Consider the following 22254-nt stretch of genomic DNA (forward strand, 5'->3'; position numbering starts at 1 on the left):
CGGCCGCAGGTCGGTGATCGCATGACCACCGCCGCCGTGCATCCGCCGACCTCGCCGTGGCATCTCGCGATGCGGATGCTGGTCGTGATGACCCAGGACCGGATCGGCATGATGTCGTCGGCCGCCGAACAGTACGGCGACGCGTCCCGGCTGCGGGTCGGGCACAAGACGCTCTACTTCTTCAACCATCCCGACTATGCCAAGCATGTGCTGGCCGACAACGCCGCCAACTATCACAAGGGCATCGGCCTCGTGCACGCCCGGCGGGCGCTCGGCGACGGGCTGCTCACCAGCGAGGGAGACCTCTGGCGCAAGCAGCGCAAGGTCATCCAGCCCGCGTTCCAGAGCCGCCGCATCGCCGCCCAGGCGGGGGTCATCGCCGTCCAGGCTCAGCAGCTCGTCGACCGGCTCAAGGCGTACCAGGGGCGGGGGCCGGTCGACGTCGTCCGCGAGATGACCGGCCTCACCCTCGGCGTCCTCGGTCAGACGCTGCTCGACGCGGATCTGGGGGCGTACGGGGACATCGGGTCGCACTTCAGCGCGGTCCAGGACCAGGCCATGTTCGAGCTGGAGACGCTCAGCATGGTCCCGACCTGGATTCCGCTGCCACGCCAGCGGCGGTTCCGCCGGGCGCGCGGTGCGCTGGAGGAGATCGTCCGCCGGCTGGTCGCGGCCCGCGGCGACACCGTCGACCGCGACGACGTGCTGTCCCGGCTCATCATCTCCACCCGCGCCGAGCCCGACCCCAAGGTCGGTCGCGAGCGCCTGCGCGACGAGCTGGTCACCCTGCTGCTCGCCGGTCATGAGACCACCGCGAGCACGCTCAGCTGGGCGCTCCATCTGATCGACAAGAACCCAGGGGTACGCGAAAAGCTGCACGCGGAGGCGGTGGAGGTCCTCGGCGACCGGCTGCCCGACTTCGACGACCTGGGCCGGCTGCGCTACACAGCAACGGTGGTGGACGAGGTCATGCGCCTGTTCCCGCCGGTGTGGCTGTTGCCGCGCAAGGCGTTGGCCGACGACGTCGTCGGCGGTTATCACGTGCCGGCCGGGGCGGACGTGGTGATCAGCCCGTTCACGATGCACCGCCATCCGGCGTTCTGGCGCGATCCGGAGCGGTTCGATCCCGAACGGTTCGATCCGTCGACGCCGACCGACCGCCCCCGGTACGCGTACATCCCGTTCGGCGCCGGACCCCGGTTCTGCGTCGGCAACCACCTCGGGCTGATGGAGGCCACGATCGTGCTCGCCATGCTGGCCCGGGACCTGCGGCTGGAGCAGGCCCCCGGCTACGAGGTCGTGCCCGAGCCGATGCTGTCGCTGCGGATCCGGGGTGGCCTGCCGATGACCGTCCACAAGCCGGGGAGCCGCTAGGGCGAGCCGCCGGGAGTGCGGTCGGCTCGATGAGCCGGCGGCCTGGGTTCGCCGACCCGGGCCGCCTTCGTCTCAGACCTGTTCCAGCGCGACTTCCAAGGCCGCCGTACGCACGTCCAGCAACGCCAGCAGCACCGGCGGATCGAGGTGCCGGGCCGGTTGCAGCAACGCGTCGCAGCCCTCGACGGCGGCGCCGGGGCGCACGGCGATCGGGCCGCAGGTGGCGACCTCGGTCAGGTCGTCGTTGCGGGCCGTCTCGGCGCCTTTGGGCACCGAGTGCATCAGCAGGTACCACATCCCGGCCGGGACCTGTTCGATGAGGAACGGCCCCGGTTCCCGCAGCACCGCGCAGGCGACCGGACGCCCTTCCGGGAGGCGATCCCGGAAGAGCCCGGCGAAGATGAGCCGCCGGCGCGGGCTCGGCTTGGCGTGCCGGATGATGCCGCTGACCGTGGCCGGCGGGGCGCCCGTGGCGTACCCGGGGGTGCCGGTGCGGATCTCGGCGGTGACCCCGCGCTGCCGCCGATACGTCGTCGGCGACAGCCCGACGCTGCGGGTGAACCGGGAACTGAAGGTGCCGACGCTGGTGTAGCCGACCCGCAGGCTGATGTCCGAGACGTTGTACGACGTCGAGATCAGCAGCCGTTTGGCCTGCTCCAGGCGCAGTGCCGAGAGGAACCGGCCGGGGGAGACCCCGGTGACCCGCTGGAACATGCGGGAGAAGTGGAACTTGCTGAACATCGCCGTCCGGGCCATGTCGTCGACCGTGAGCTGTTCGTCGAGGTTTTCGCGCATCAGCGTGATGACCCGCTCGACTGCTCGCTCCGCGGTGTGGTCCGCCATCGGTGCCTCCCCCTTGGCCGTCGCATCACTGTCCCCGCTGGTCGGTGATGCTAGGGAGGGGGTATCGGCCGATCAATCACGACGCCGACGGCTGGCGTCCACACCGGACGATTGCGGATCAGGGCTGAGCTGCTGTGATGGCGTGCTCACGGACCGGAGTGGGACTGCGGAAAGAGCAACAATATGGAAAGGGGCGGGTGGTGATTTCCACTATCCATGTGCGGGGAGATTATCCCGGAATTCCCGCGATCGTCGTCCTGTTCCTGACACTACACTTGCGATCGTCGAGCGGTCGAGCTATGGCCGGACAATAGAATTCTCCGGGCCGGGATCTGCTTGCCGGAAAAAGATCAAGCATGCAACTATGAGGCATGGCTCAGCGGACACCGATGGCACCGTAAGTATGAAGATCTCGCACCTCAGCCGGCGCAGCGGAGTCCCGGTCCCGACGATCAAGTTCTATCTGCGGGAGCAGCTGCTGCCACCGGGCATCCCGACCGCCCGCAACCAGGCCGAGTACGACGAGACCCACCTCAACCGCCTGCGCCTGATCCGGCTGCTGGCCGGGGCCGGCATGATGAGCCTGGCCTCGGTGCGCGAAGTGCTCGCCGCCATCGACAGCCGCTGCCTGTCGCCGCATCACCTGGCCCAGATCGTCAGCCGGGCGCTGCTGCCCGAGCAGTCGGTGCCGCCGAGCTGCATCGAGGCCGAGGACTTCGCCGCCCGCCAGGTCGACCGGATCATCACCGACGCCGGCTGGTGCATCCGCGGCGAGGCGCCGGAGCGCGAGAGCCTCGTGCGCGTCGTCGCGGCGCTGGAGGCGCTGGGTGTGCCGATCCGCTCCGGCTGGTTCCAGCCCTACATGGAGGCCGCCGGGCGGCTGGCGATCCGGGAGATCGACCAGCAGCTTTCCGGGGACAACGGGCCGACGGTGGTCGCCCGCGTCGTCCTCTTCGAAGTCGCGTTCGCCATCATTCGCCGGATGGCTTACACGCATCATCTCGGAATGCGTACGGCAATGGAGGGTCCGGACACTTAGCGAATTGTGGTGGAGCACTTTTCGAGAAGACACGAGAATGGCGTACGCGGGACCATTGCGCTGGCCGGAACGGCGTGTCTTTCGAGAGGACGATCCCCGTGACATCCACCCTCATCCGTCTGTCCGAAGCACCCCAGCCCAGTTCCCTCTTCGTCAACGGCGCGTTCCCGCGCCGCCGCTGGCTGATCGCCGCGATCGGCCTCGTCGTGGGCTTCCTGCTCACCTGGCTCTGGAACGCCGAACTCGTGGACCGGACGATCGGATTCTCGGTCGCCGACTCCGTGCTCGGCCACGACGCCCACAACACTCCGATCGCGAGCATCGGCAGCGGCATCCTGTTCGCTCTCGTGACCGGTGTCGCCGGCTCGTTCACCGCGTGCAACGTCGCCGCGTTCGGTGCGGTCGGACCCATGCTCGGGGCGTCGCACACCCGCCGGGAGCGAATCGTCGCGGTGCTGAAGCCGCTCGGCTGGCTGACCGTCGGCATGGTGACCGTCTCGGCGGTCTACGGGGTCGTCGTCGGCCTCGTCGGCACGAAGATGCCCCAGTTCTCGACCGCCTCCTCAGTGCCGGGTCACCTGTCCGCCCGATCCATCCAGTCGATGATCGCGTTCGGGACGATCGGACTGGTGATGATCGTGCTCGGCCTGGCCGCGCTCGGCATCGTCCCCGACCCGCTGCGGGCGATCTCCCGCCGGCTCCCCAACGCGCCGATGGTCCTGATGGGCGCCCTCATCGGCGGTTTCCTGATCGGCCGGCCCTACCCGCTGTTCCGCGACATGTTCCGGCACGCGGCGTCCACTCACAACCCGTTCTACGGGGCGGCGGCGTTCGTCCTGCAGTCGGTCGGCAACATCCTCATCATGGCCGTGCTCTTCCTCCTGATCGCGCTGCTCTCCGGCGGCCGGCTCCAGCGCTGGCTCGCCGCCAAGCCGTCCCGGGCGGCGACGCTGACCGCGTTGGCCTTCCTGATCGCCGGCGTCTTCACCGTCCTCTACTGGGACGTGCGCCTGCTCAGCCGGATCGGCCTGATCTGGTTCCCGGCCTCTCCCTGGACCTGATCCGCGTAGGGAGTCATAGCGGATCGTCGGGATCCGGCGTACGTGGCGCCGGATCCCGACGAAGCCCGGACCCGGCTCAGTCGTGTGTGGACGTCGCTGACGGGGATCTTGCCGCAGGGGTAGATCGGCACGCCGCGCCAGGCGAGGACCTTGTGCCCGTTCACGATGGGGACGTCGGGATGGATCCGGCGGCGGGTGCATTCGCGGAAGAACGCGGAGATCGCCTTCGCGGAGCGCCTCGACGGTGAGCCGCAGCTGCTGCTCGGTCTGGCTCATCGGATCGTTGTAGAGGTCCGCCATGTGGACGCGTAGCACCGTCTGGGCGACGCTCAGCTCGTACTCCCGAGGGCTCAGCTCGTAGTCGACGAAGGTCGCGGGCGGCATGGGCTCCCCGACATGCCCGCGGCCAGGGCAATCTCGGCCTCACCGTAATGATTCTGGGGCCGTTCGGCGGCGCTTCGTCTCGCCGCCAAGTGGGTGCGCAACGGTTCGGTCTGGTCACGGAATCGGGCGAACTCCTGGGCGGTGAGGACCAGCACGGTCACGGGCGTGACGGCCCGGGCGGTGTAGTCCCAGATGTCGTCGGCTCCGGTGAGGGTCGTCGCCGACCGGATCTGAGCCGCCGCCCGGTAGTCCGTAGCGCCCTCCCCGCTGGGTCCCGGCCGGGGGAGGGCGCTACTCGCCGCGCAGCTCCAGGACGATCTCAGCCGACGCCGCGAGGTCGTGGTCGATCCAGGACAGATAGGCCAGCGCCGCCTGGTCCACTCGCGACTTGTCCGGGCACAGAAGCGTGAACAGCCAGATGTGGGCCGACCGATGCCGTTCCGACAGCGTCGCCCAGTCGGCGGCGCACGCCGCGGCCAAGGCTTTCACGCTGTACGCCAAGGCGAGCGCCTCGTCGCCGGCGAAGTCGAGCCGGACCCACTGTTCGAAGTTCGCCTGCACCCGGCTGAGGTCCTCGGCCGTCGCCTGACCCTTCAGGGCACGATCGACGATGGCGAATTGGGACTCCGGCATCCGGACATTGTCATGGTCGACTACCGGGCCGGGCAATGTCGTAGATGCGACTGACGGTCGCGTTCGGTGCGACTGATCTCCCGGAGCCCAGCCCCAGCCCTAGCCCGTAGGCTGTCCGGCCATGGGAGACCTCGTCAGCACGGTCGCGGTGGCCGCCGGGCTCTTCGCCGGCACCAACGTCGACGACCTCGTCGTGCTGACGGTGTTGAACCTGTCGGCCAACGCCCTGGGCCGCCCTCGTCCGTGGCAGATCTGGACCGGTCAGTACCTCGGCGTAGGGGCGCTGGTGGCGATCTCGGCGGTGGCGGCGCTGGGGCTCGCCGTCGTCCCCGACCGCTGGGTCGGGCTGGCCGGGCTCGTGCCGTTCGCGATGGGCGTACGCGGGCTGGTGAAGGCGGTTCGCGGTGGCGACCGGGAGGGGCCGGTGATCGCCGCCGGGCTGGCCGCCATCGTGGGAGTGACAGTCGCCAACGGCGCGGACAACATCTCCGTTTACACGCCGCTGTTTCGCACCATCGGCGTCGGCGACAGCCTCGTCACGGTGACCGTGTTCGCCGTCGGCATCGCGGTGTGGTGTGTGGCCGCCCGCTGGCTCGGCTCACACAAGAAGATCATCGCCGTCGTCGAACGGTGGGGTCATTGGATCGTGCCCGTGGTATTCATGACGATCGGGGCGGTGATCCTCGTCGAGTCCGGCCTGTTCGGGTGACCGGCTCAGTGGGACGCCGACTTCAGCAGCGCCGCCGCCTCCCCCGTACGCTGCATGCGCTGCCACCGCAGCCGGTTGCCGAGCAACGCGGTCACCGTGGACTGCACCACCACGAGATACATGAGCTGCCGGTACACGATCTGCTGGAACGCGATGCTCCACAGCGGCCCGTACTTCTCCCGGTCCAGGCGTAAGGCGTACCAGGCGGTGAAGATCTGGATGGCGAGCAAGCCGCACCAGGCCACCAGCATCTGGATCCACGGCAGGAAGATGAACCCGTAGACCGCGAAGATGTCGACGGCCGGTGCCGCGAGCGGCAGCGCGATCTGGAAGATCAGCAGATAGGGCAGCCCCCGGCGGCCGAGTCGCCCGCCGCCGCCGCGCTCGGCGACCGCGTGGCGGTGCTTCCACATCGCCTGCATCGTGCCGTAGCACCAGCGGTAGCGCTGGCGCCAGAGCTGGCGGAGCGACGACGGCGCCTCGGTCCAGGCGATGGCGTGCTCGGCGTAGACGACCTGCCAGCCCGCCCGCAGGACCGCCATGGTCAGGTCGGTGTCCTCGGCGAGCGTGTCGGGGGAGACGATCCCGGCGGCGGAGGCGACGTCCTGGAGCACTTCGCGGCGGAAGGCGCCGATCGCGCCGGGGATGGTCGGCATGCAGCCGGCGAGGTCGAACAGGCGGCGGTCGAGGTTGAAGCCGATCACGTATTCGAGGTGCTGCCAGCGGCCGAGCAGGCCCTTGCGGTTGGCCACCTTGGTGTTGCCGGCGATCGCCCCGACGCGCGGGTCGGTGAAGCCCTGCACGAGGTTGTAGACGGTGTCGCGCTGGAAGACGGTGTCGCCGTCGACGAGGACCAGCAGGTTCGCGCGAGCGGCCCGGATGCCGGTGGTCAGCGCGGCCGGCTTGCCCGCGTTGGCCTGCCGGATGACCCGTACGCCACGCAGCCGCAGCCCTTCGACGATGTCGGCGGTGCGGTCGGTGGAGCCGTCGTCGACGACGATGACCTCGAGGTACGGATAGTCGCTGGTGACCAGGGAGCGAACAGTCGCGGCGATGTTGGCCTCTTCGTTGTACGCCGGGACGATGATCGACACCGGATCGAGCACTTCGAAGGGTCGTTCCCGCCACCGTCGCCGGGCGACGCGGACGTGCCGTTGCGCGGCGACGATCTGGACGAGCAGCCGGACGATCGCCAGCACCAGCGCGACGGCCATGAGGAAGCCCATCGCCTCGGTCGCGAAGCCGCTCGCCGTCTGCACCGTACGCAGCACGTCGCCCCGGAGTTGTACCGAGCGCGGAGCGGGCGCCGCGGCGGGCAGTCCGAGCCCCTCGGAGATCGTGGTGAACTTGTAGCCCTTCGCCTGCAACGCCGGGATGAGCTTGTCCAGCGCCTGCACCGTCTGGCTGCGATCGCCGCCGCTGTCGTGCATCAGCACGATCGCCCCGGCGGCGCCCTTCGGCTGGACGGCCCGGACGATCGCGTCCACGCCCGGCCGCCGCCAGTCCTCGGTGTCCAGGTCGTTGAGGACGATCAAGGCGTCCGAGGGCAGGACGGCCACCTCGTACTCGTGCAGCGCGTCGGCCGTCGACGAGAAAGGCGGCCGGAACAGGGTCGTCTCGCGCCCGGTCGCGCCGGCGATCGCGTTCCGCGTCATGCCCAGTTCCAGGTCGCGCCGCCAGCCGGGGACGCGGGCGATCTCCACGTGGGTGAAGGTGTGCGAGCCGACCTCGTGACCCTCCGCCGTCATGCGGCGTACCAGGTCGGGGTATTCGTTCACCCGGGAGCCGATTGGGAAGAACGTCGCGTGCGCCCGGTACTTCGCCAAGATGTCCAGGACCTTCGGCGTCCACTCCGGGTCCGGCCCGTCGTCGAAGGTCAACGCGATCGTCTTGGCCGGCATCCGCCGCGACTCGACCTTGCCGTCGTCCGCCCGGAGCACGGGTCCGCCGTTCAGCACCTGCTCCGGGGCGGCGGCCGCGCCGGCGATGGGCCGTGGCAGTTCCGCGCCGCCCGCGATGCCGTGCGCGTACCCGTTGAACGCCAGCGCCGCCAGCAGGAACACGAGCGACAGCAGCAGGAGGATCCAGTGCGCCCGCGGCTCGCGAGCCGGTGCGCGACGGGTGCCGCTCATTTGCGGGACCGGCTCGGCTTCGCGGTCGGTCGATGCGTGTTGGTCTGCCCCGGCGGCGCCGAGGTCGCCGCGGTCCGCGGGGTCGCGCTGGGCGAGACGCTCCCGGTCGGGACACTCGTCCGGGTGGTCGCGGTGCTCGAACTCGGCTCACCGCTCGGCTCGGCCACCACCGACGGCTTGGGCTCCGCGGCCCCGCCATGCCCGGGCCACCCGGGTAGTTGCGCGGGTCCGCCGCCCAGCAGGCTCGCGCCCAGTCCGATCAGCCCCAGCAGCAGGGATACGCCGAGAGCAGCGCCGAGCACGGTGATCAGCCGACGGCGGCGCCCCGACCGGTCGACGAAGACGGGCCGGGTGCTCGGGTCGGTGTGCTCCCGGCCGGGCTCGCCGGGCGGGCGCAGACTGTGCGAGGGCATCGGCAGCGAGGTTACCCACCGCCATCTGTGCTGGTCGAGTCGAGTCGCCCCCGTCACAATCCATGACAAGGCATCGGCCGAACGGTCAGTCGTGGCCCGGGAGACCGGGGGGCCCGGCCCGGCGGTTCAGCCGGATCGGGCCCCCCGGTGCGATCGGGGTCGGCTCGAACGGGGTCGATCAGAGGATAGTCACGCCGTACTTGTTCGCCGCTTCGCGGACCGGCTGGAAGAAAGTGGTGCCGCCGGTGGAGCAGTTGCCGCTGCCGCCCGAGGTCAGGCCCAGCGCCTTGTTCCCGTCGTACAGCGGGCCGCCGGAGTCGCCGCCCTCGGCGCAGACGGTGGTCTGGATCAGGCCGCTGACCTTGCCGCCCGGGTGGCCGGAGTAGCGGACCGACACGTTGAGCGCGGTGACCTTGCCGGAGTGCACGCCGGTGGTCGAGCCGTCGCGGGTCACCGACTCCCCGACGAACGCGTCGGCGAGGGTGTAGCCGCCCGAGTGCGACAACGAGGTGTTGTCGTAGCGGACCAGCGCGTAGTCGTCGCCCGGGAAGCTGTAGCCGACGTTGCCGCCGATCAGCGTCGTGTGCGACGAATTGGTGTACCACGTGCTCGCCAGGGACGCGCAGTGCCCGGCGGTCAGGAAGTAGTAGGTGCTGCCGCTGACGACGTTGAACCCGAGCGAACAGCGGTAGCTGCCGCCGTAGATCGCGTCACCGGCCGCCAGCAGCGGGCTGAAGACGCCCGAAGTACGTTCGATCTTCAGGGCCGACGCGTTGACGCCGGCCGCCCGCTTGAGCGTCGCCAGTTCGGCGGCGTCGACGGACTTGTCGGCGGTGACGACGACGCGGCCGGAGGTCTCGTCGACATACCAGGAGATGCCGTCGACTCCCGAGGCGTCGACCGCGGCGTACGCCGAAGCCAGCTGAGCTGCGCTGAAGTGTGGCGCGGCCGAGGCGGCCGCCGGGATCGCGACCACGCCGAGCGCGAGCGCGCCGATCATCGCGGCCAGCCGCCGGGCGGCCTGGTCGAGCTGGATTCTCATGTTTCCTCCCCACGAGGCGATCGGATCTGTAGACCCGCTGGGGCCAGTATTTAGATCAATCGATCACTGTTCAAGGGGTGGGGGTTCGTCCGAAAGGCCGCATCTGTTCACCGCCGGAGACAGCCGCAGCGTGACATCGATGCCGTTGTATCGTCAGCCGACCGGGCTCGGGCGGCAGAAGCTGACGAGGACGCCTTGCCAGACGCTGCGGGTCAGGCGGCGAAGGCGCCGACGACCCAGGTGACGGCGATGATGAGCGCGGCGGCGAGTTCGATCAGCATCGAGAGGCCGACGGCTTTGACGGCGTGCCAGGTCGCGGTCCACGCGGGCTTGAAGTCGCGTTGACGTGCCCACTCGGCGAGCAGGATGCCGACGACGAAGCCGAGCGGCAGGCCCACGATGGGGACGACGAAGAAGCCGACGATCCCGAGCAGGCCACCCACCACCAGCGACCAGTTCGGCACACCGCTCTGCTTGAGGCGGCGGCCGGGCCAGGCGTACTTGGCGGCGGTGCCGGCCAGGGCGACGAAGGTGGCGATGAACAGCACCAGCCAGCGTCCCCAGCCCGCGTCGGAGAACAGCGCCCAGACGAGGACGGCGCCCCAGCTCAGGATCAGGCCGGGCACGACGGGGACACCCGTTGCGGGATTGTGACACATACCGACTTCGTGCTCTTCGAATCGGCCCTAGATCCCGGCTGCTAGCCGTTAGGAGCTGCTTGCAATTCCGGAATGTCACGCCGACCCCGAGCTATTCCGCGAGCGGGTCTGTCCGAGTAGCTGCGCTCGATGACCCCAATGCGTAGGTGGGCTCGCTAGATACTGTTATCTATTTGAGACCGTTACGTGCTGTGCGCCAGGTTCACGATACGCGCTCGCGCCCTAATCCAAGTGGGCTGCCTGAGCAGCCACGAAGCTTGGCCGTTAGTGACACACAGTATGAAGGAGGTACGCGTGAAACGCAGGACAGTCTGGCTCGGCGGCGGTGTCGTCTTGGTGCTCGTCGCTGCCGCGACAGGAGCAGCCATCGCGCGGGGCTGGTTTGGCTGCCGGCCACCGGCCGATCAGCGTTCGGCGCTGCACGCGTACCTCGACGATCCCATGATGGCGTCCGCGCCGAGCGATGCCCGGCTGCTTCAGGAGATCACCAGAACCGCGGCGTGCGACTCGCACGAACCGCAGACCAGGGAGGACAGCGGCGGACCGGACTTCGTGGACGTCAGCCGGATCTACGCAGTCGGCCAGGCGTACTCCGAGAGCGAGCTGACTTCGATGTTTCGGTCGAAGGCAGAGGCGGCGGGCTGGCGCTTCGAGCAGGCAGGCTCCGGTGAACAGCCGGGCAGCTTGTGGTTCTGCCGCCGGTATGGTGACACCGTCGCCGTGCTGTCGATCCAGAGTACGGTGCAGCCGCAGAACCAGGGCGATCCCAGATTGGCCCTGACGATCCGGGGCGTGCCGAGCCGGTCGAGCTGCTGATCAGGCGGCGATCACGCCGACCACCCAAACGACGGCGACGCCCAGGGCGGCACTCAGCTCGATGAGCATGGACAAGCCGACGGCCTTCACAGCGTGCCAGGTCGCGGCCCACGCCGCTCGCATCTGCTTGAGCCGGGCCAATTCGGCGAGCAAGATGCCGAGGACGAACCCGAGCGGCAGCCCCACGACGGGTACGACGAAGAAGCCGACGATGCCGAGCAGGCCACCCGCGATCAACGACCAGTTCGGCACGCCGCTCTGCTTGAGGCGGCGGCCGGGCCAGGCGTACTTGGCGGCGGTGCCGGCCAGGGCGACGAAGGTGGCGATGAACAGCACCAGCCAGCGTCCCCAGCCCGCGTCGGAGAACAGCGCCCAGACGAGGACGGCGCCCCAGCTCAGGATCAGGCCGGGCACGACGGGGACGACGACGCCGACCGTCCCGACCAGGATCGCCAGCGCGCAGACGAAGACGAGGGTGCTCTGCGTGTCGGTCAGGTCCACGCCGTCCAGGTTCGCACGTTCCCGCCACCCCCGCTCGCGGCGACCGTGATCACGTTGCCCACGGCGGCGGGAACTGGCTCACGTACGCGCTGGCCCGGGGACGCGGGTCCTGCCAGTACTGATGCGGCATCCGATGGATGTGCGCCCGGCAGAACTCCGCCAGCTCCACCGAGACTTCGACGCGACGCACCGGGCGGCCCTCGAAGTCCGCGTTGACCTTCAGGAGGTCCGCCTCCGGATGCCAGCCCGAGGAGTCGAACGCCCAGCCGTCCCAGCAGGCGTAGACGTGCAGCGGATGCTCCTCGCCCGCCAGGAACATCGCCGCCAGGTCGATCGATCGCTCCGGGTACGCCTCGCGGCACGCCCAGGCGAGGATGTGGCAAGCGCCCGAGGCGAAGAAGGCCCGATCCGTGCGCTCCCATGAGACACGCTGGTCTGATCGTTCGATCGGCGTCCGGCGGAACACTCCGGAGGCCGTCAGCGGCAACTGCATGCCCGACAGGGTCTCACGCGGATGCCGGGGCGGCATCCGCGTGAGAGACCGTCAACGGTTCGGCCGCTCCGGGATCGCCATGCACGACGGCAGGGTCCGCACGACCGCCGGTACGACGATGGTGGTCGGCCCGTCGGGGTCGGAACGCATGGCGTATCCGAAGGAGAGGGTGTCGGCGGCCGGGATCTTCTCCGGCCGGATCGTGATGATCACGGTGCCGTCGGCGACTCTGAAGGTGACCGGGTAGCGTTCCAGGTCCTCGGGCGTGGCCGTGGTGAGGAACGGGAACGCCGGATCCATGTCGAGCTGCTCCGCGCAGCGGGCGGCCGAGACCATCCGCATGACGACGGTACGCGCTCCAGCCCGGTTGAGCTCGGCGTTGAGCTTGGCCGTGTCCTTCAGCCGTTCGGCGCGGAACGAGACCGCCACCGACCCGTCGGCACGTTTGTCCACAGTGAACGCCGCCGCTGGGGTGGCGACGAAGAAGGCGGCCCCGGTGGCGGCCACGGCCACGGCGGCCAGTCCGGCGACGAGGCGACGCCGGCTGCGCTTGCGTGCGGGATGAGCCGGTGCCGGATCAGCCGGTGTGTCGAGGATCCGCTCCAAGAGCGCGAGCGCCTGTGGGCTACGCGGATCGGGGTCGGTGTGCGTACGGGCGGGATCGGCGGCGCGCAGCCGGTCCAGGGGATCGGTCATGAGGTGGTGCTCCCTCCGGGAACGATGGTCGACCGGGGGCGCCGGGTCGGCGTGGCGTCTCGTTCCTCCGTCGCCAGCAGCCGCTGGGCGAACCGCTTCCGGGCACGGTGCAGCCGCACCTTGAGCGCGGTACGCGTACAACGCAGGACGAGCGCCGCCTCGGCCACGTCCAGCCCCTCCCACTCGACGAGCCGCAGGACTTCCTGGTCGGCCGGGGACAGTTCGGCGAGCACCGCGCGTACGCGAAGTCGCTCGTCGACGAGTCCCGACGGGTCCGCCCCCTCGGCGTCGTGGCCGGTAGCCGCCTTGGCGGCCAGCTTCTCCCGGCGCGTACGCCCCCGCAGTTCATTGGCGATGACGTGCCTCGCCGTCGAGTAGAGCCAGGCTCGGGCGTGATCGGGCGGTAGTTCGGCGAACCGGCGCCAGGCGATCAGGAACGTGTGGGCGACGATGTCGCCTGCCGCGTCGGCGCCTACCCGACGGGTCGCGAAACGCGTCAACTCCGCGTAGTGGGCGTCGAAGAGAGCTTCGAAGCGCCTTCGAGCGGTCGCGTCGTGAAGTTCCATACCTAGGAGATGTCCGCCTGACGGCTGCCGGTTACCGCCGTCGGCGAGCATAACGGCCGGGGGAGACCCCGACGTGCCGGACGAAGTGCCGGTGCAGGTGCGCCTGGTCGAAGAAGCCGGCCTCGATCGCCGCCTCCGCCGGCCGGCGGCCGTCCAGCAGCAGCGTCCGGGCCAGCGCGATCCGCCGCCCCATCAGGTACGCGTGCGGCGGCAGGCCGAACGCGCCGGTGAAACTGCGTACCAGATGGGTCGGATGCGCGAACAGCGCCGCCGACGCCTCCTGGAGCGTCACCCCGGCCGTGACCCGGCTGTCGAGCAGTTCCCGCAGGTCGGCCGCGAGCCTCGGGGGCGCGGGCCCCGCCGGCGCGGGCGCGCCCAGATGGCTGAGCAGCCGCTCGGCGACGAACGCCAGCCGGCTCTCCGCCTCCAGCGTCTCCGGCCCGGACAGGCTGCGGTGCAATTGATCCAGCCGCGCCCGCAGCAGCGGATCGCCGAACTCCGGCCGGCCGACGGCCGCCCCGATCAGCTCGTCGCCCAGGACCGCCCGATCGAGGTAGAGGACCCGTTTGCGGAAACCGCCCTCGGTCGCGGACTGGCCGTCGTGCGGCACGTCCGGCGGCAGCAGCGTCACCGTCGCGCCGACCGCACCGTGCTCGCTGCGGTCCAGGTCGTAACGGATCGCGCCGTCGTCCACGATCAGCAGCGTCCAGGTCTCGTGCGTGTGCATCGGGTACGCGTGCCGCTCGAACCGGGCGTGGAAGACCTCCGCGATCCCCGGCACCGGTGGGCGCCACGCCGACACCGCCTGCATGCCAAGAACGTACAAGACCGACGTCGTGCGGTCCGACAGCCTGTAGGCATGAAGTTCGACACGAAGATCGCCGTTCTGCTGCGGGACGAACTCGCCACCTGGCAACGGCTGAACGTCACGGCGTTCCTGGTGAGCGGTGTCGCGGCGCACGAGCCGTCGCTGATCGGCGAGGCGTACGCCGACGCAGACGGAACGCCGTATCTGCCGATGTTCCGGCAGCCGGTGCTGGTCTACGCCGGTTCGGCCGCGCTGATGAGTCAAGCCCACCGCCGGGCGCTGGAACGCGGTGTGGCGATCACGGTCTTCACCGAGGACCTCTTCAAGACCGGCAACGACGTGGACAACCGGGCCGCCGTCGCCGCGGTGCCGCGCGAGGAGCTGCGTTTGGTCGGCATCGGCATGCACGGGCCGCGGTCGGTTGTGGACAAGATCCTCAAGGGGGCGGCCCTCCACCCGTGAGCTGCGGTCGGGTAGGTTTCGCCCATGGCCGAGGTGAATGCGCGAATCGTCGAGATCTACACCGACGGCGCTTGCAGCGGCAACCCCGGCCCCGGGGGCTGGGGAGCGATCCTGCGCTGGGGCGACCACGAGAAGGAGATCTGGGGCGGCGACGGCGGCCAGACCACCAACAACCGGATGGAGCTGATGGCGGCTATCCAAGCGCTGGAACTGCTGTCCCGGCCGGTGACCGTACGCCTCCACACCGACAGCTCCTACCTGCGCAACGGCATCCTGTCCTGGCTGCCGAACTGGAAACGCAACGGGTGGCAGACCTCGGACAAGAAACCCGTGAAGAACGCCGACCTGTGGCAGCGCCTCGACTCGGCGGTCAAGGCGCACCAGATCGAATGGGTCTGGGTGAAGGGCCACGCCGGCGACCCGGGCAACGAGCGGGCGGACGCGCTCGCCAACCGAGGCATGGCGGAGTCCCGCGCCAGCTGACCCGCCTCACCTCGCCGCCGCTGATCAGCCGGGCGTTGGCACCGCGGGACATCCGCTGATCATGGTCAATTTCGTGGTGCCATGGCAACGCAGAATTGACCCTGATCATGGAGCGCTCCTGAAGCGCCCCGTTAGGTCCAGTGGGCGGGGTGGTGGAGGGCGGCGGGGAGTCGCGTACGGGCGTCGCCGCGGGCGGCGTCGAGCTGGGCCTGGGTGAGGTAGAGCGCCCCGGTCAGGTCGGCTCCGCGCAGGTCGGCTCCGCGGAAGTCCGCCCCGATGACGTCTGCTTCCCGGAGGTCGGCTTGCCGGAGGTCGGCCCCGACCAGCGTCGCCCCGCGCAGCGACGCCCGCCGGAGGGAAGCACCTCGAAGTGAGGCGCCGAACAGCGCGGCGCCCCGGTGGTCCGGCCCGGCCGGGCGGCGTACGAGTGAGCTGGCTTCGAGCAGCAAGGGATTCGCCTCGGCCCGCAGCGCGCCCGGGTCCACGCCGGCGACGTCACCCGACGCGATCGCGTCGATCTTGTCGGACATCGCGGTGAGCTGGGCGTACAGCGGCGCGGCGGCGGGCATGCTCCGGGCTTCGGCGAGGAAGTAGAGCAATTCGTGCAGGTCTCGCATGATCGGGAAGGCGGCGAGCATCCCGGGTTCCTCCCGCCAGCTCCGGCCGCCGAAGGCCGCGGTGATGCGCTGACCGGCGCCGAAGCAGTCGAACACCGTACAGCCGGGGAAGCCCGATTCCCGCAGCCGCGAATGGATGCCACAGCGGGAGTCGGCGCGCAGGTTCGGGCAGGGTTTGCCGGCCGGCTTGGTGATCGCGAAGTCCGCCGACTTGGCGAAGGCGGGTGCGACGCAGCAGAGGCCGACGCACGAGGCGCAGTCGGCGTGCAGACGCTCCCGGAAACTCATTCCGACCAGCGTAGCGGGCCGGAGATCATGGGCGGGCTAGGGTGGGTGCGTGACTGCGCTCGACGGCCCCTGGACCATGCATGGAGACGCGCTCGATGGGCCGGTTCCGGCGACCGTGCCGGGGTGCGTACACACGGATCTGCTCGCGGCGGGCCGCATCGACGATCCGTTCGTCGGGGAGAACGAGGCGAAGACCGCCTGGATCGGGCGCAGCGAGTGGGCGTACCAGCTGGATTTCGCCTGGAGCGAGGCCGGTGACCAGCGCGCGGACCTGGTGTGCGCGGGACTGGACACGGTCGCGACGGTGATCCTGAACGGCGTCACGCTGGGTGACACCCGGAACATGCACCGGTCCTACCGGTTCGACGCTCGTGCGGCGCTGCGCGACGGGCCCAACCGCCTGGAGGTGCGCTTCGGCGACGTCTACCGGTACACCGACGAACTGCGTGAACAGCTCGGCGATCGGCCCAACTCGTATCCGGAGCCGTTCAACTTCGTCCGCAAGATGGCCTGCAACTTCGGTTGGGACTGGGGTCCGACGCTGGTCACCGCCGGGATCTGGCGGCCGATCGAGCTGCAGACCTGGTCGGTCGCGCGGTTGGCCGAGGTCCGCCCGCTGGTTACGCTGCGTGACGGCGTCGGCGTCGTCGAGGTCCATGTTCGCGCCGACCGGGCGGCCGACGCGCCGCTCACGGTGACCGCCGCCGTGGGCGGCCACCGCGCCGAGGTCCAGCTGATCGACTCCGATCAAGGACTTGTACGCCTGGAGGTGCCGGACCCGGCCCGGTGGTGGCCCCGCGGCTACGGCGAGCCGACGCTGCACGACCTCACGGTCACGCTCGCCGCCGACGGCCGGGAGCTGGACGTGTGGCAGCGGCGGATCGGTTTCCGGGACATCCGCCTCGACACCACGCCGGACGCCTCGGGCAGCGCGTTCACCCTGGTCGTGAACGACGTGCCGGTCTTCGTGCGGGGCGTCAACTGGATCCCGGAGGACGCGTTCGTCACCCGCCTCGACCGTTCCCGGTACGCCGATCGCCTGGCCGACGCGTGCGCGGCGAACGTCAACCTCATCCGGGTGTGGGGTGGCGGGATCTACGAGTCCGAGGGCTTCTACGACGTGTGCGACGAGCTCGGGTTGCTCGTCGAGCAGGATTTCCTGTTCGCGTGCGCGGCGTACCCGGAGGAGGAGCCGCTGCGGAGCGAGGTCGAGGCCGAAGCCCGGGAGCAGGTCGCCCGGCTGACGCCGCACCCCAGTCTGGTGATGTGGGTCGGCAACAACGAGAACGTCTGGGGCTGGCGGGACTGGGGCTGGCAGGCCGACCTCGGTGATCGGACCTGGGGGAGCGGCTACTACTTCGAGCTGCTGCCGTCGATCGTCGCCGACCTCGACCCGACTCGCCCGTACTGGCCGGCCAGCCCGTACTCGGGTGGCCCGTTCACCGGCGCCACCGATCGGCATCCGAACGATCCGGCGTACGGGTCGACGCACATCTGGGACGTGTGGAACACCCACGACTACACGCACTACCGCTCCTACAAACCCCGGTTCGTGGCCGAGTTCGGCTTCCAGGCGCCGGCGGCATACTCCACTTTGGAGCGTGCGGCGGCGCTGAGCGGGTCGGCGCTGGCGGCGCACCAGAAGGCCGGCGGCGGGGACGGCAAACTCCAGCGTGCGTTGGACGAGCACTTCGGCGAGGTGCACGGCTTCGACGACTGGCACTACCTGACACAGGTGAACCAGGCGCGGGCGATCCAGCTCGGGGTGGAGTGGTTCCGCTCGCTGCGGCCTTACTGCATGGGCACGATCGTCTGGCAGCTCAACGACTGCTGGCCGGTCGTCTCCTGGTCGGCCGTCGACGGCGACGGGCGCCGCAAACCGCTCTGGTACGCGCTCCGGCGCTCCTACGCCGATCGGCTGCTGACCTTCCAGCCCGGCGTCCTGGCCGCCGTCAACGAGTCGCCGGCCGAGTGGGCGCTCCGGCTGCCCGTACGCCGCATGTCGTTCGCGGGGGAGCAGCTGGCCTCCTTCGACGTGGACGTCGTGGTGCCCGCAGGTGGTTCGGTGACGATCCCGCTCCCCGGCTCGCTGGGCGAACCGGGGCCGGATGAGTGCCTCGTCGCGGGGAACGCGTGGTGGTTCTCCCGGCGCGACAAGGAGCTGGCCTACCCGCCGGCCGCGTACGAGGCGACCGCGTCGCGGGTGGAGGACGACGTGCTCGTCACGGTCATCGCCGAGACCTTCCTGCGCGACCTGTGCCTGTTCGCCGACCGGGTCGACCCGGCCGCCACCGTGGACGAACAGCTCGTCACGCTGCTGCCCGGCGACAGCTTCACCTTCCGGGTCAGCGGACTGCCGCTGGACGCCCCGCTGGCGGCGCTGACCGCCGCGCCGGTGCTGCGCTGCGTCAACGACCGGCTCGGCTGACGTCAGGCGGCCGCCTCCCACCACCCGTCCACCGGCGGCGGCAGGTCGACGTCGACCCGTTCGCCCGGCCGGGGGACGGCGAGGCGTACGCCCCGGGCCTTGGCCTCCCGCCAGACCCGGTCGACCGGTTCGGACCAGTCGTGGAAGGCGAGGTTGAAGGTCGCCCAGTGCACCGGGATCATCAGGTCGCCCCGGACGTCGAGATGGGCGGCCACGCCCTCCTCCGGGAACATGTGGATGTGCGGCCAGGCGTCGCCGTACGCCCCGATCTGGATCAGCGTCGCGTCGAACGGGCCGTGCCGCTCGCCGATCTCGGCGTACCCGTCGAAGTAGCCGGAGTCGCCGGTGTAGAACACCTTGCGAGCACCCGCCTCGACGACCCACGAGGCCCACAGGGTGCGGTCCCGCTGGAGCCCGCGGCCGGAGAAGTGCCGCGCGGCGGTGCACACCAGACGCACCCGGTCGAGCGTCACCTCCTCGTTCCAGTCCAGCTCGATGATCCGGTCGGCCGGGACGCGCCAGGCCTCCAGGTGCGTGCCCACGCCGAGCGGGACCACGAACGGCGCGTCCTGCGACCGGGTCAGCTCCTGCACGGTGGCCATGTCGAGATGGTCGTAGTGGTCGTGGGAGATGAGGATCGCGTCCAGCTCCGGCAGCATGTCGACCGCGATCGGCGTCCGGTGCAGGCGCTTGGGGCCGATCTCCTGCGAGGGCGAGCAGCGGTCGCTCCAGATGGGATCGATCAGCACCCGGGCGCCCTCGATCTCCACCAGCGTCGAGGCGTGCCCGTACCAGGTGATGTGCAGCCCGCCGGCGTCCGTCGACGGAGCGGCGTCCACGATGGGGATGTCCCGCTTCGGGCGGCGTACCTGGCCGCCGAAGAAGGCGTCGTGCGCCATCTTCGCCGTGCTCGACGGCATCGTCAGGGTCGGGATCGTGTTCTGGAACCGGCCGTCCCGCCACTGCGGCGACCGGCGTACGCGGTCCTGCCGCTCGCCGGAGATCCGGCCGCCCATCGCCCGTGGGACCTCCCGGCCGAACCAGGCCACCGCCGCTCCACCGGCCAGGGCGGCCAGACCGACCAGGCCCCAGCCCTTGCGCGCACCACTCATGGCTCGACCCTACCCAGGCTGGGCCAAGCGCATTCGTGGAAGTCCGGGACTCGGCGCTCGCCGAACGCCGTGACGCCTTCGGCGTACTCAGGACTGTGGTAGGAGGCGGTGTAGAGGTCCCGGGTCCACGAGTCGTCCGTCTCCTGCCCGGCCAGCACCCGGTCGATCAGCGCCTTGGCCCCGGCGACCGAGATCGGCGCCCGGCCCGCCAGCATCCGGGCCAGCGCGTATGCCCGCCGCTCCACCGCGTGCGGGGCGCACACCTCGTCGGCCAGTCCCATCCGGAGCGCCCGCTGGGCGTCCACGACCTCGCCGGTCATCAGCAGGAAGCGCGCGGCCGCGTGGCCGACAGTGTGGACCAGCCGGGCGGTCGAGGTCAGGGGATAGACGATGCCCAGCTTCGCCGGGGTGATCCCGAACGACGCCCCGTCGGCGGCGATCCGGAGGTCGCAGGCGAGCGCGAGCTGGCAGCCGCCCCCGACGCACCAGCCCTCGATCAGCGCCACGACCGGTTTGGACAGCCCCGACACCGCCGCCTCGGCCCGCTGCACGACCTCGGTGTACGCCGCCGCGTCGGCCGGGTCCCGGCGTACGGTGGCGAACTCGTCGATGTCCGCGCCGGTGGAGAACGGGCCGCCCGAGGGACCTCGGATCACCAGTACGCGTACCCCCGGGTCTGCTTCGACGGCGGCGACCGCCTCGGGCAACGCGGCCCACATCTGGAGGGTGAAGGCGTTGAGCCGGTCCGGCCGGTCGACGACCAGGGTCGCTACCGGCCCTTCGGCGCTCAGGCGCAGCTGCGGCGGGAGCGCGGGAATCCTCATGGGATCACGCTAGCGGACCAGGGTTGACCCGGCGCCGATCTTGGTGGCATGCTGAGTCCCGATCGGCGTACGGGCCGGTCCCGATTTCTCCAAGGGAATGAAGTCCATGATCTCGGCGAGCCACAGCGGCCGCCGCGCGCACCTCGCCTGATCGTTCAGGCGCGCGCCTTCATCTGCGGCGGTCCAACGCTCTTCTTCGCGCTTGTGTGCGCGACTTTTCCGCAGAGTCTTTCTCATCAGATGAGGTCTTGAAGTTGATCATGGACATGAACGTTCAGCGTTCCGTCGTCGCCCAACTCTCCGCCCGTCCGCAGGTCGTCGAGGCGGGACCGTTCGTCCTCGGCTGGGATCCCACCAGTCCGAGCAAGTACATCAGCTACGCCACGCCCCGGCCGGGAGCGGCGATCACCTCGGCCGACGTCGCCGCCCTGGTGGCGGCGTTCCGGGAGATCGACCGCATCCCGCGCCTGGAGTATGTGGTCAGCGCCGCCCCGGACCTGGAGCGGCAGCTCCTCGCGGCCGAGTTCACCGTGGAGGCCCGGCACGAGTACCTGGTCTGCACGCCGGACACGTTCGCCGACGTGCCCGCCCCGGACGGCGTCGAGGTCGCCGAACCGGTCAGCGACGCCGACTTCTGGGGCATGATCTCGGCGCAGGGCGCCGCCTTCGGGGACGCCTTCGAGGTCGGGCCGGCCGACGTGGACCGCTCTCGGCGTACCGTCGCCCGCGGCGGCGTGGTGCGGATGGCCCGCAGCCGCCCCGACGACCTGGTGGTCGGCGGCGGCCAGGCGTCACCGCCGAGCGAGGGCGTCGCCGAGGTGGCGGGCATCGCGGTCACCGAGCCGTTCCGGCGGCGCGGCATCGCCGGTGCGATCACCGCGGCGATCACGCGTGAGGTCTTCGCGCGCGGCGTCGAGGGCGCGTGGCTGGAGGCGTCGGGCGACGAGTCCTGGCGCGTCTACGAGCGCGTGGGCTACGTGCCGACCGGCAAGCGCCTCTATATCGCCCTGGACTGACCAGCATGATCATTGCGTCACCCACGCTGTTTCGCGCGGCGAAATGCCCGTTCAAACAGCATGGGTGACGCAATGATCACGTACGGAGCAGTTGGAAGGCGGTCGCCCGCCGTCCGCCGAAGGACGGCGCGACCTGGTCGGCGAGGAACTCCAGGAAGCCGCGGGCCGAGGCCATCGGGTGCTCGCCCAGCCCTTCCAGGTACGCCCGATGCGCCTCCAGCGAGGCGACGGCCCGATCGAGCGTGCCCGTGATGTCGACCGCGTGGGTCGGCTGAGGCGACCCGCCGACGGCGACATAGCGGACGCCGTTCCACGGCTGGAGGCCCGCCTCGGTCAGCTCGGGGAAGATCCAGCGGTTCCCGGCGTCGGCGACCGCGTCCAGCACGGCCCGGCCGACGTGGCGGTGGTCCGGGGTGTTCCAGCCGCCGCCCGGCCAGCTGTCGTGGTAGTTGCCGGTGATCACCAGCTCCGGCTGGTGGCGGCGGATCGCCGCGGCGAGGTCCCGGCGCAGCGGTACGCCGTACTCGATGACGCCGTCGCGATGGTCGAGGAATTCGACGATCTCCACGCCGACCAGGTCGGCGCCGGCCCGTTCCTCGGCCTCCCGCAGGGGAGCGCACTCGGCGGGCGTGATCCCGTCGATCCCCGCCTCGCCCCGCGTCACCATCAGATAGCGGACGTCCTTTCCCACGGCGGTCCACCGGGCGACAGCTCCGGCCGCGCCGTACTCCAGATCGTCGGGGTGCGCCGCGATGGCGAGCGCGCGCGTCCAGTCCTCGGGCATCGGGTCCAGTTGCTCCACAGCGTGAGCCTAACGTGACGTCCACCACCGCCGAGCGAGGCGAGCTGGACCGG

The 22254-nt window shown here is 70.4% G+C and carries 26 protein-coding genes and 1 pseudogene; 9 read left to right on the forward strand and 18 right to left on the reverse strand.

The features are described 5' to 3' along the window. Window positions 1-21: 21 nt before the first annotated feature. Window positions 22-1374: a cytochrome P450 gene (locus tag AB0H43_RS20985; RefSeq protein ID WP_360001376.1), complete on the forward strand. Its 1353-nt coding sequence runs from the start codon at window positions 22-24 to the stop codon at window positions 1372-1374. 72 nt (window positions 1375-1446) lie between these two features. On the opposite strand, the gene AB0H43_RS20990 is transcribed toward AB0H43_RS20985, so the two are convergent. Further along, on the reverse strand, window positions 1447-2217 hold the full coding sequence (locus AB0H43_RS20990) for an AraC family transcriptional regulator (protein ID WP_360001378.1): 771 nt from the start codon (window positions 2215-2217) through the stop codon (window positions 1447-1449). A gap of 403 nt (window positions 2218-2620) precedes the next feature. Here AB0H43_RS20990 and AB0H43_RS20995 point away from each other — a divergent pair, with 403 nt between their 5' ends. Together AB0H43_RS20995 and AB0H43_RS21000 are read left to right on the forward strand one after the other, a co-directional pair. After that, window positions 2621-3256, forward strand: a complete 636-nt coding sequence (locus AB0H43_RS20995) for a MerR family transcriptional regulator (protein ID WP_360001379.1) — start codon at window positions 2621-2623, stop codon at window positions 3254-3256. 98 nt (window positions 3257-3354) lie between these two features. After that, on the forward strand, window positions 3355-4317 hold the full coding sequence (locus AB0H43_RS21000) for a hypothetical protein (protein ID WP_360001381.1): 963 nt from the start codon (window positions 3355-3357) through the stop codon (window positions 4315-4317). On the opposite strand, the gene AB0H43_RS21005 is transcribed toward AB0H43_RS21000, so the two are convergent. From AB0H43_RS21005 to AB0H43_RS21015, 3 genes and pseudogenes are all read right to left on the reverse strand, one after another. Further along, window positions 4251-4481, reverse strand: a complete 231-nt coding sequence (locus tag AB0H43_RS21005; RefSeq protein ID WP_360001383.1) for a hypothetical protein — start codon at window positions 4479-4481, stop codon at window positions 4251-4253. The genes AB0H43_RS21000 and AB0H43_RS21005 overlap by 67 nt on opposite strands. Window positions 4482-4599: 118 nt before the next feature. After that, window positions 4600-4701, reverse strand: a pseudogene (locus tag AB0H43_RS21010) (hypothetical protein); the annotation flags it as partial. Window positions 4702-4992: 291 nt separating this feature from the next. Then, window positions 4993-5334, reverse strand: a complete 342-nt coding sequence (locus AB0H43_RS21015) for a hypothetical protein (RefSeq protein ID WP_360001385.1) — start codon at window positions 5332-5334, stop codon at window positions 4993-4995. Window positions 5335-5455: 121 nt separating this feature from the next. Here AB0H43_RS21015 and AB0H43_RS21020 point away from each other — a divergent pair, with 121 nt between their 5' ends. Continuing rightward, the gene (locus AB0H43_RS21020) at window positions 5456-6043 is read left to right on the forward strand and encodes a cadmium resistance transporter (protein WP_360001386.1); all 588 of its coding nucleotides are present in this window, start codon (window positions 5456-5458) and stop codon (window positions 6041-6043) included. 5 nt (window positions 6044-6048) lie between these two features. Here the strand turns inward: AB0H43_RS21020 and AB0H43_RS21025 are convergent, their stop codons facing one another. The 4 genes from AB0H43_RS21025 to AB0H43_RS21040 form a co-directional block, all read right to left on the reverse strand. Further along, window positions 6049-8175: a bifunctional polysaccharide deacetylase/glycosyltransferase family 2 protein gene (locus tag AB0H43_RS21025; RefSeq protein ID WP_360001388.1), complete on the reverse strand. Its 2127-nt coding sequence runs from the start codon at window positions 8173-8175 to the stop codon at window positions 6049-6051. Then, entirely contained in the window at window positions 8172-8588 is a 417-nt protein-coding gene (locus AB0H43_RS21030; protein WP_360001390.1) for a hypothetical protein, read from the reverse strand. Before AB0H43_RS21030 ends, AB0H43_RS21025 begins: the two co-directional genes overlap by 4 nt. A gap of 178 nt (window positions 8589-8766) precedes the next feature. Continuing rightward, a complete protein-coding gene (locus AB0H43_RS21035; protein ID WP_360001392.1) occupies window positions 8767-9630 on the reverse strand; it encodes a S1 family peptidase in 864 nt (287 codons plus the stop codon). A gap of 212 nt (window positions 9631-9842) precedes the next feature. Further along, complete coding sequence (locus tag AB0H43_RS21040; protein ID WP_360001394.1) at window positions 9843-10256, reverse strand: DUF456 domain-containing protein; 414 nt, start codon at window positions 10254-10256, stop codon at window positions 9843-9845. 327 nt (window positions 10257-10583) lie between these two features. Between AB0H43_RS21040 and AB0H43_RS21045 the strand changes: the two genes are divergently transcribed. Continuing rightward, window positions 10584-11105 (forward strand): hypothetical protein, encoded by a 522-nt coding sequence (locus tag AB0H43_RS21045; RefSeq protein ID WP_360001396.1) that lies wholly within the window; start codon window positions 10584-10586, stop codon window positions 11103-11105. Here AB0H43_RS21045 and AB0H43_RS21050 read toward each other — a convergent pair whose 3' ends face one another. The 5 genes from AB0H43_RS21050 to AB0H43_RS21070 are packed head-to-tail and all read right to left on the reverse strand — an operon-like array spanning window position 11106 to window position 14172. Then, a complete protein-coding gene (locus AB0H43_RS21050; RefSeq protein ID WP_360001398.1) occupies window positions 11106-11606 on the reverse strand; it encodes a DUF456 domain-containing protein in 501 nt (166 codons plus the stop codon). It lies immediately after the preceding gene. Window positions 11607-11655: 49 nt separating this feature from the next. Beyond that, window positions 11656-12099 carry a hypothetical protein gene (locus AB0H43_RS21055; protein ID WP_360001399.1) on the reverse strand — a complete coding sequence of 148 codons (444 nt, stop codon included), beginning with the start codon at window positions 12097-12099 and terminating at the stop codon, window positions 11656-11658. A 51-nt stretch (window positions 12100-12150) separates the two neighbouring features. Then, window positions 12151-12795, reverse strand: a complete 645-nt coding sequence (locus tag AB0H43_RS21060; RefSeq protein WP_360001401.1) for a hypothetical protein — start codon at window positions 12793-12795, stop codon at window positions 12151-12153. After that, a complete protein-coding gene (locus AB0H43_RS21065) occupies window positions 12792-13361 on the reverse strand; it encodes a sigma-70 family RNA polymerase sigma factor (protein WP_360001403.1) in 570 nt (189 codons plus the stop codon). The genes AB0H43_RS21060 and AB0H43_RS21065 overlap by 4 nt, the downstream gene beginning before the upstream one ends. Before the next feature lie 31 nt (window positions 13362-13392). Further along, entirely contained in the window at window positions 13393-14172 is a 780-nt protein-coding gene (locus tag AB0H43_RS21070; RefSeq protein ID WP_360001405.1) for an AraC family transcriptional regulator, read from the reverse strand. Between the two features lie 48 nt (window positions 14173-14220). On the opposite strand from AB0H43_RS21070, the gene AB0H43_RS21075 reads away from it, so the two are divergent. Together AB0H43_RS21075 and rnhA are read left to right on the forward strand one after the other, a co-directional pair. After that, window positions 14221-14631 carry a DUF2000 domain-containing protein gene (locus AB0H43_RS21075; protein WP_360001406.1) on the forward strand — a complete coding sequence of 137 codons (411 nt, stop codon included), beginning with the start codon at window positions 14221-14223 and terminating at the stop codon, window positions 14629-14631. A gap of 24 nt (window positions 14632-14655) precedes the next feature. Beyond that, entirely contained in the window at window positions 14656-15114 is a 459-nt protein-coding gene (gene rnhA, locus AB0H43_RS21080; RefSeq protein ID WP_360001408.1) for a ribonuclease HI, read from the forward strand. A 131-nt stretch (window positions 15115-15245) separates the two neighbouring features. On the opposite strand, the gene AB0H43_RS21085 is transcribed toward rnhA, so the two are convergent. Beyond that, complete coding sequence (locus tag AB0H43_RS21085) at window positions 15246-16019, reverse strand: pentapeptide repeat-containing protein (protein WP_360001410.1); 774 nt, start codon at window positions 16017-16019, stop codon at window positions 15246-15248. Between the two features lie 49 nt (window positions 16020-16068). Between AB0H43_RS21085 and AB0H43_RS21090 the strand changes: the two genes are divergently transcribed. Then, entirely contained in the window at window positions 16069-18447 is a 2379-nt protein-coding gene (locus AB0H43_RS21090; RefSeq protein ID WP_360001412.1) for a glycoside hydrolase family 2 protein, read from the forward strand. A gap of 2 nt (window positions 18448-18449) precedes the next feature. On the opposite strand, the gene AB0H43_RS21095 is transcribed toward AB0H43_RS21090, so the two are convergent. Genes AB0H43_RS21095 through AB0H43_RS21105 form a run of 3 tightly spaced genes read right to left on the reverse strand, consistent with a single transcriptional unit; the run spans window position 18450 to window position 20620 of the window. Beyond that, window positions 18450-19559 (reverse strand): MBL fold metallo-hydrolase, encoded by a 1110-nt coding sequence (locus tag AB0H43_RS21095; protein ID WP_360001414.1) that lies wholly within the window; start codon window positions 19557-19559, stop codon window positions 18450-18452. Beyond that, the gene (locus AB0H43_RS21100; RefSeq protein WP_360001416.1) at window positions 19556-20383 is read right to left on the reverse strand and encodes an enoyl-CoA hydratase/isomerase family protein; all 828 of its coding nucleotides are present in this window, start codon (window positions 20381-20383) and stop codon (window positions 19556-19558) included. The genes AB0H43_RS21095 and AB0H43_RS21100 overlap by 4 nt, the downstream gene beginning before the upstream one ends. A gap of 9 nt (window positions 20384-20392) precedes the next feature. Further along, entirely contained in the window at window positions 20393-20620 is a 228-nt protein-coding gene (locus AB0H43_RS21105; RefSeq protein WP_360001417.1) for a hypothetical protein, read from the reverse strand. Window positions 20621-20643: 23 nt separating this feature from the next. Between AB0H43_RS21105 and AB0H43_RS21110 the strand changes: the two genes are divergently transcribed. Then, entirely contained in the window at window positions 20644-21399 is a 756-nt protein-coding gene (locus tag AB0H43_RS21110; protein WP_360001419.1) for a GNAT family N-acetyltransferase, read from the forward strand. 76 nt (window positions 21400-21475) lie between these two features. Here AB0H43_RS21110 and AB0H43_RS21115 read toward each other — a convergent pair whose 3' ends face one another. Continuing rightward, on the reverse strand, window positions 21476-22201 hold the full coding sequence (locus tag AB0H43_RS21115; protein ID WP_360001421.1) for a PIG-L deacetylase family protein: 726 nt from the start codon (window positions 22199-22201) through the stop codon (window positions 21476-21478). Window positions 22202-22254: the final 53 nt, after the last annotated feature.

The organism is Hamadaea sp. NPDC050747 (assembly GCF_040654195.1).
Lineage (GTDB): Bacteria > Actinomycetota > Actinomycetes > Mycobacteriales > Micromonosporaceae > Hamadaea.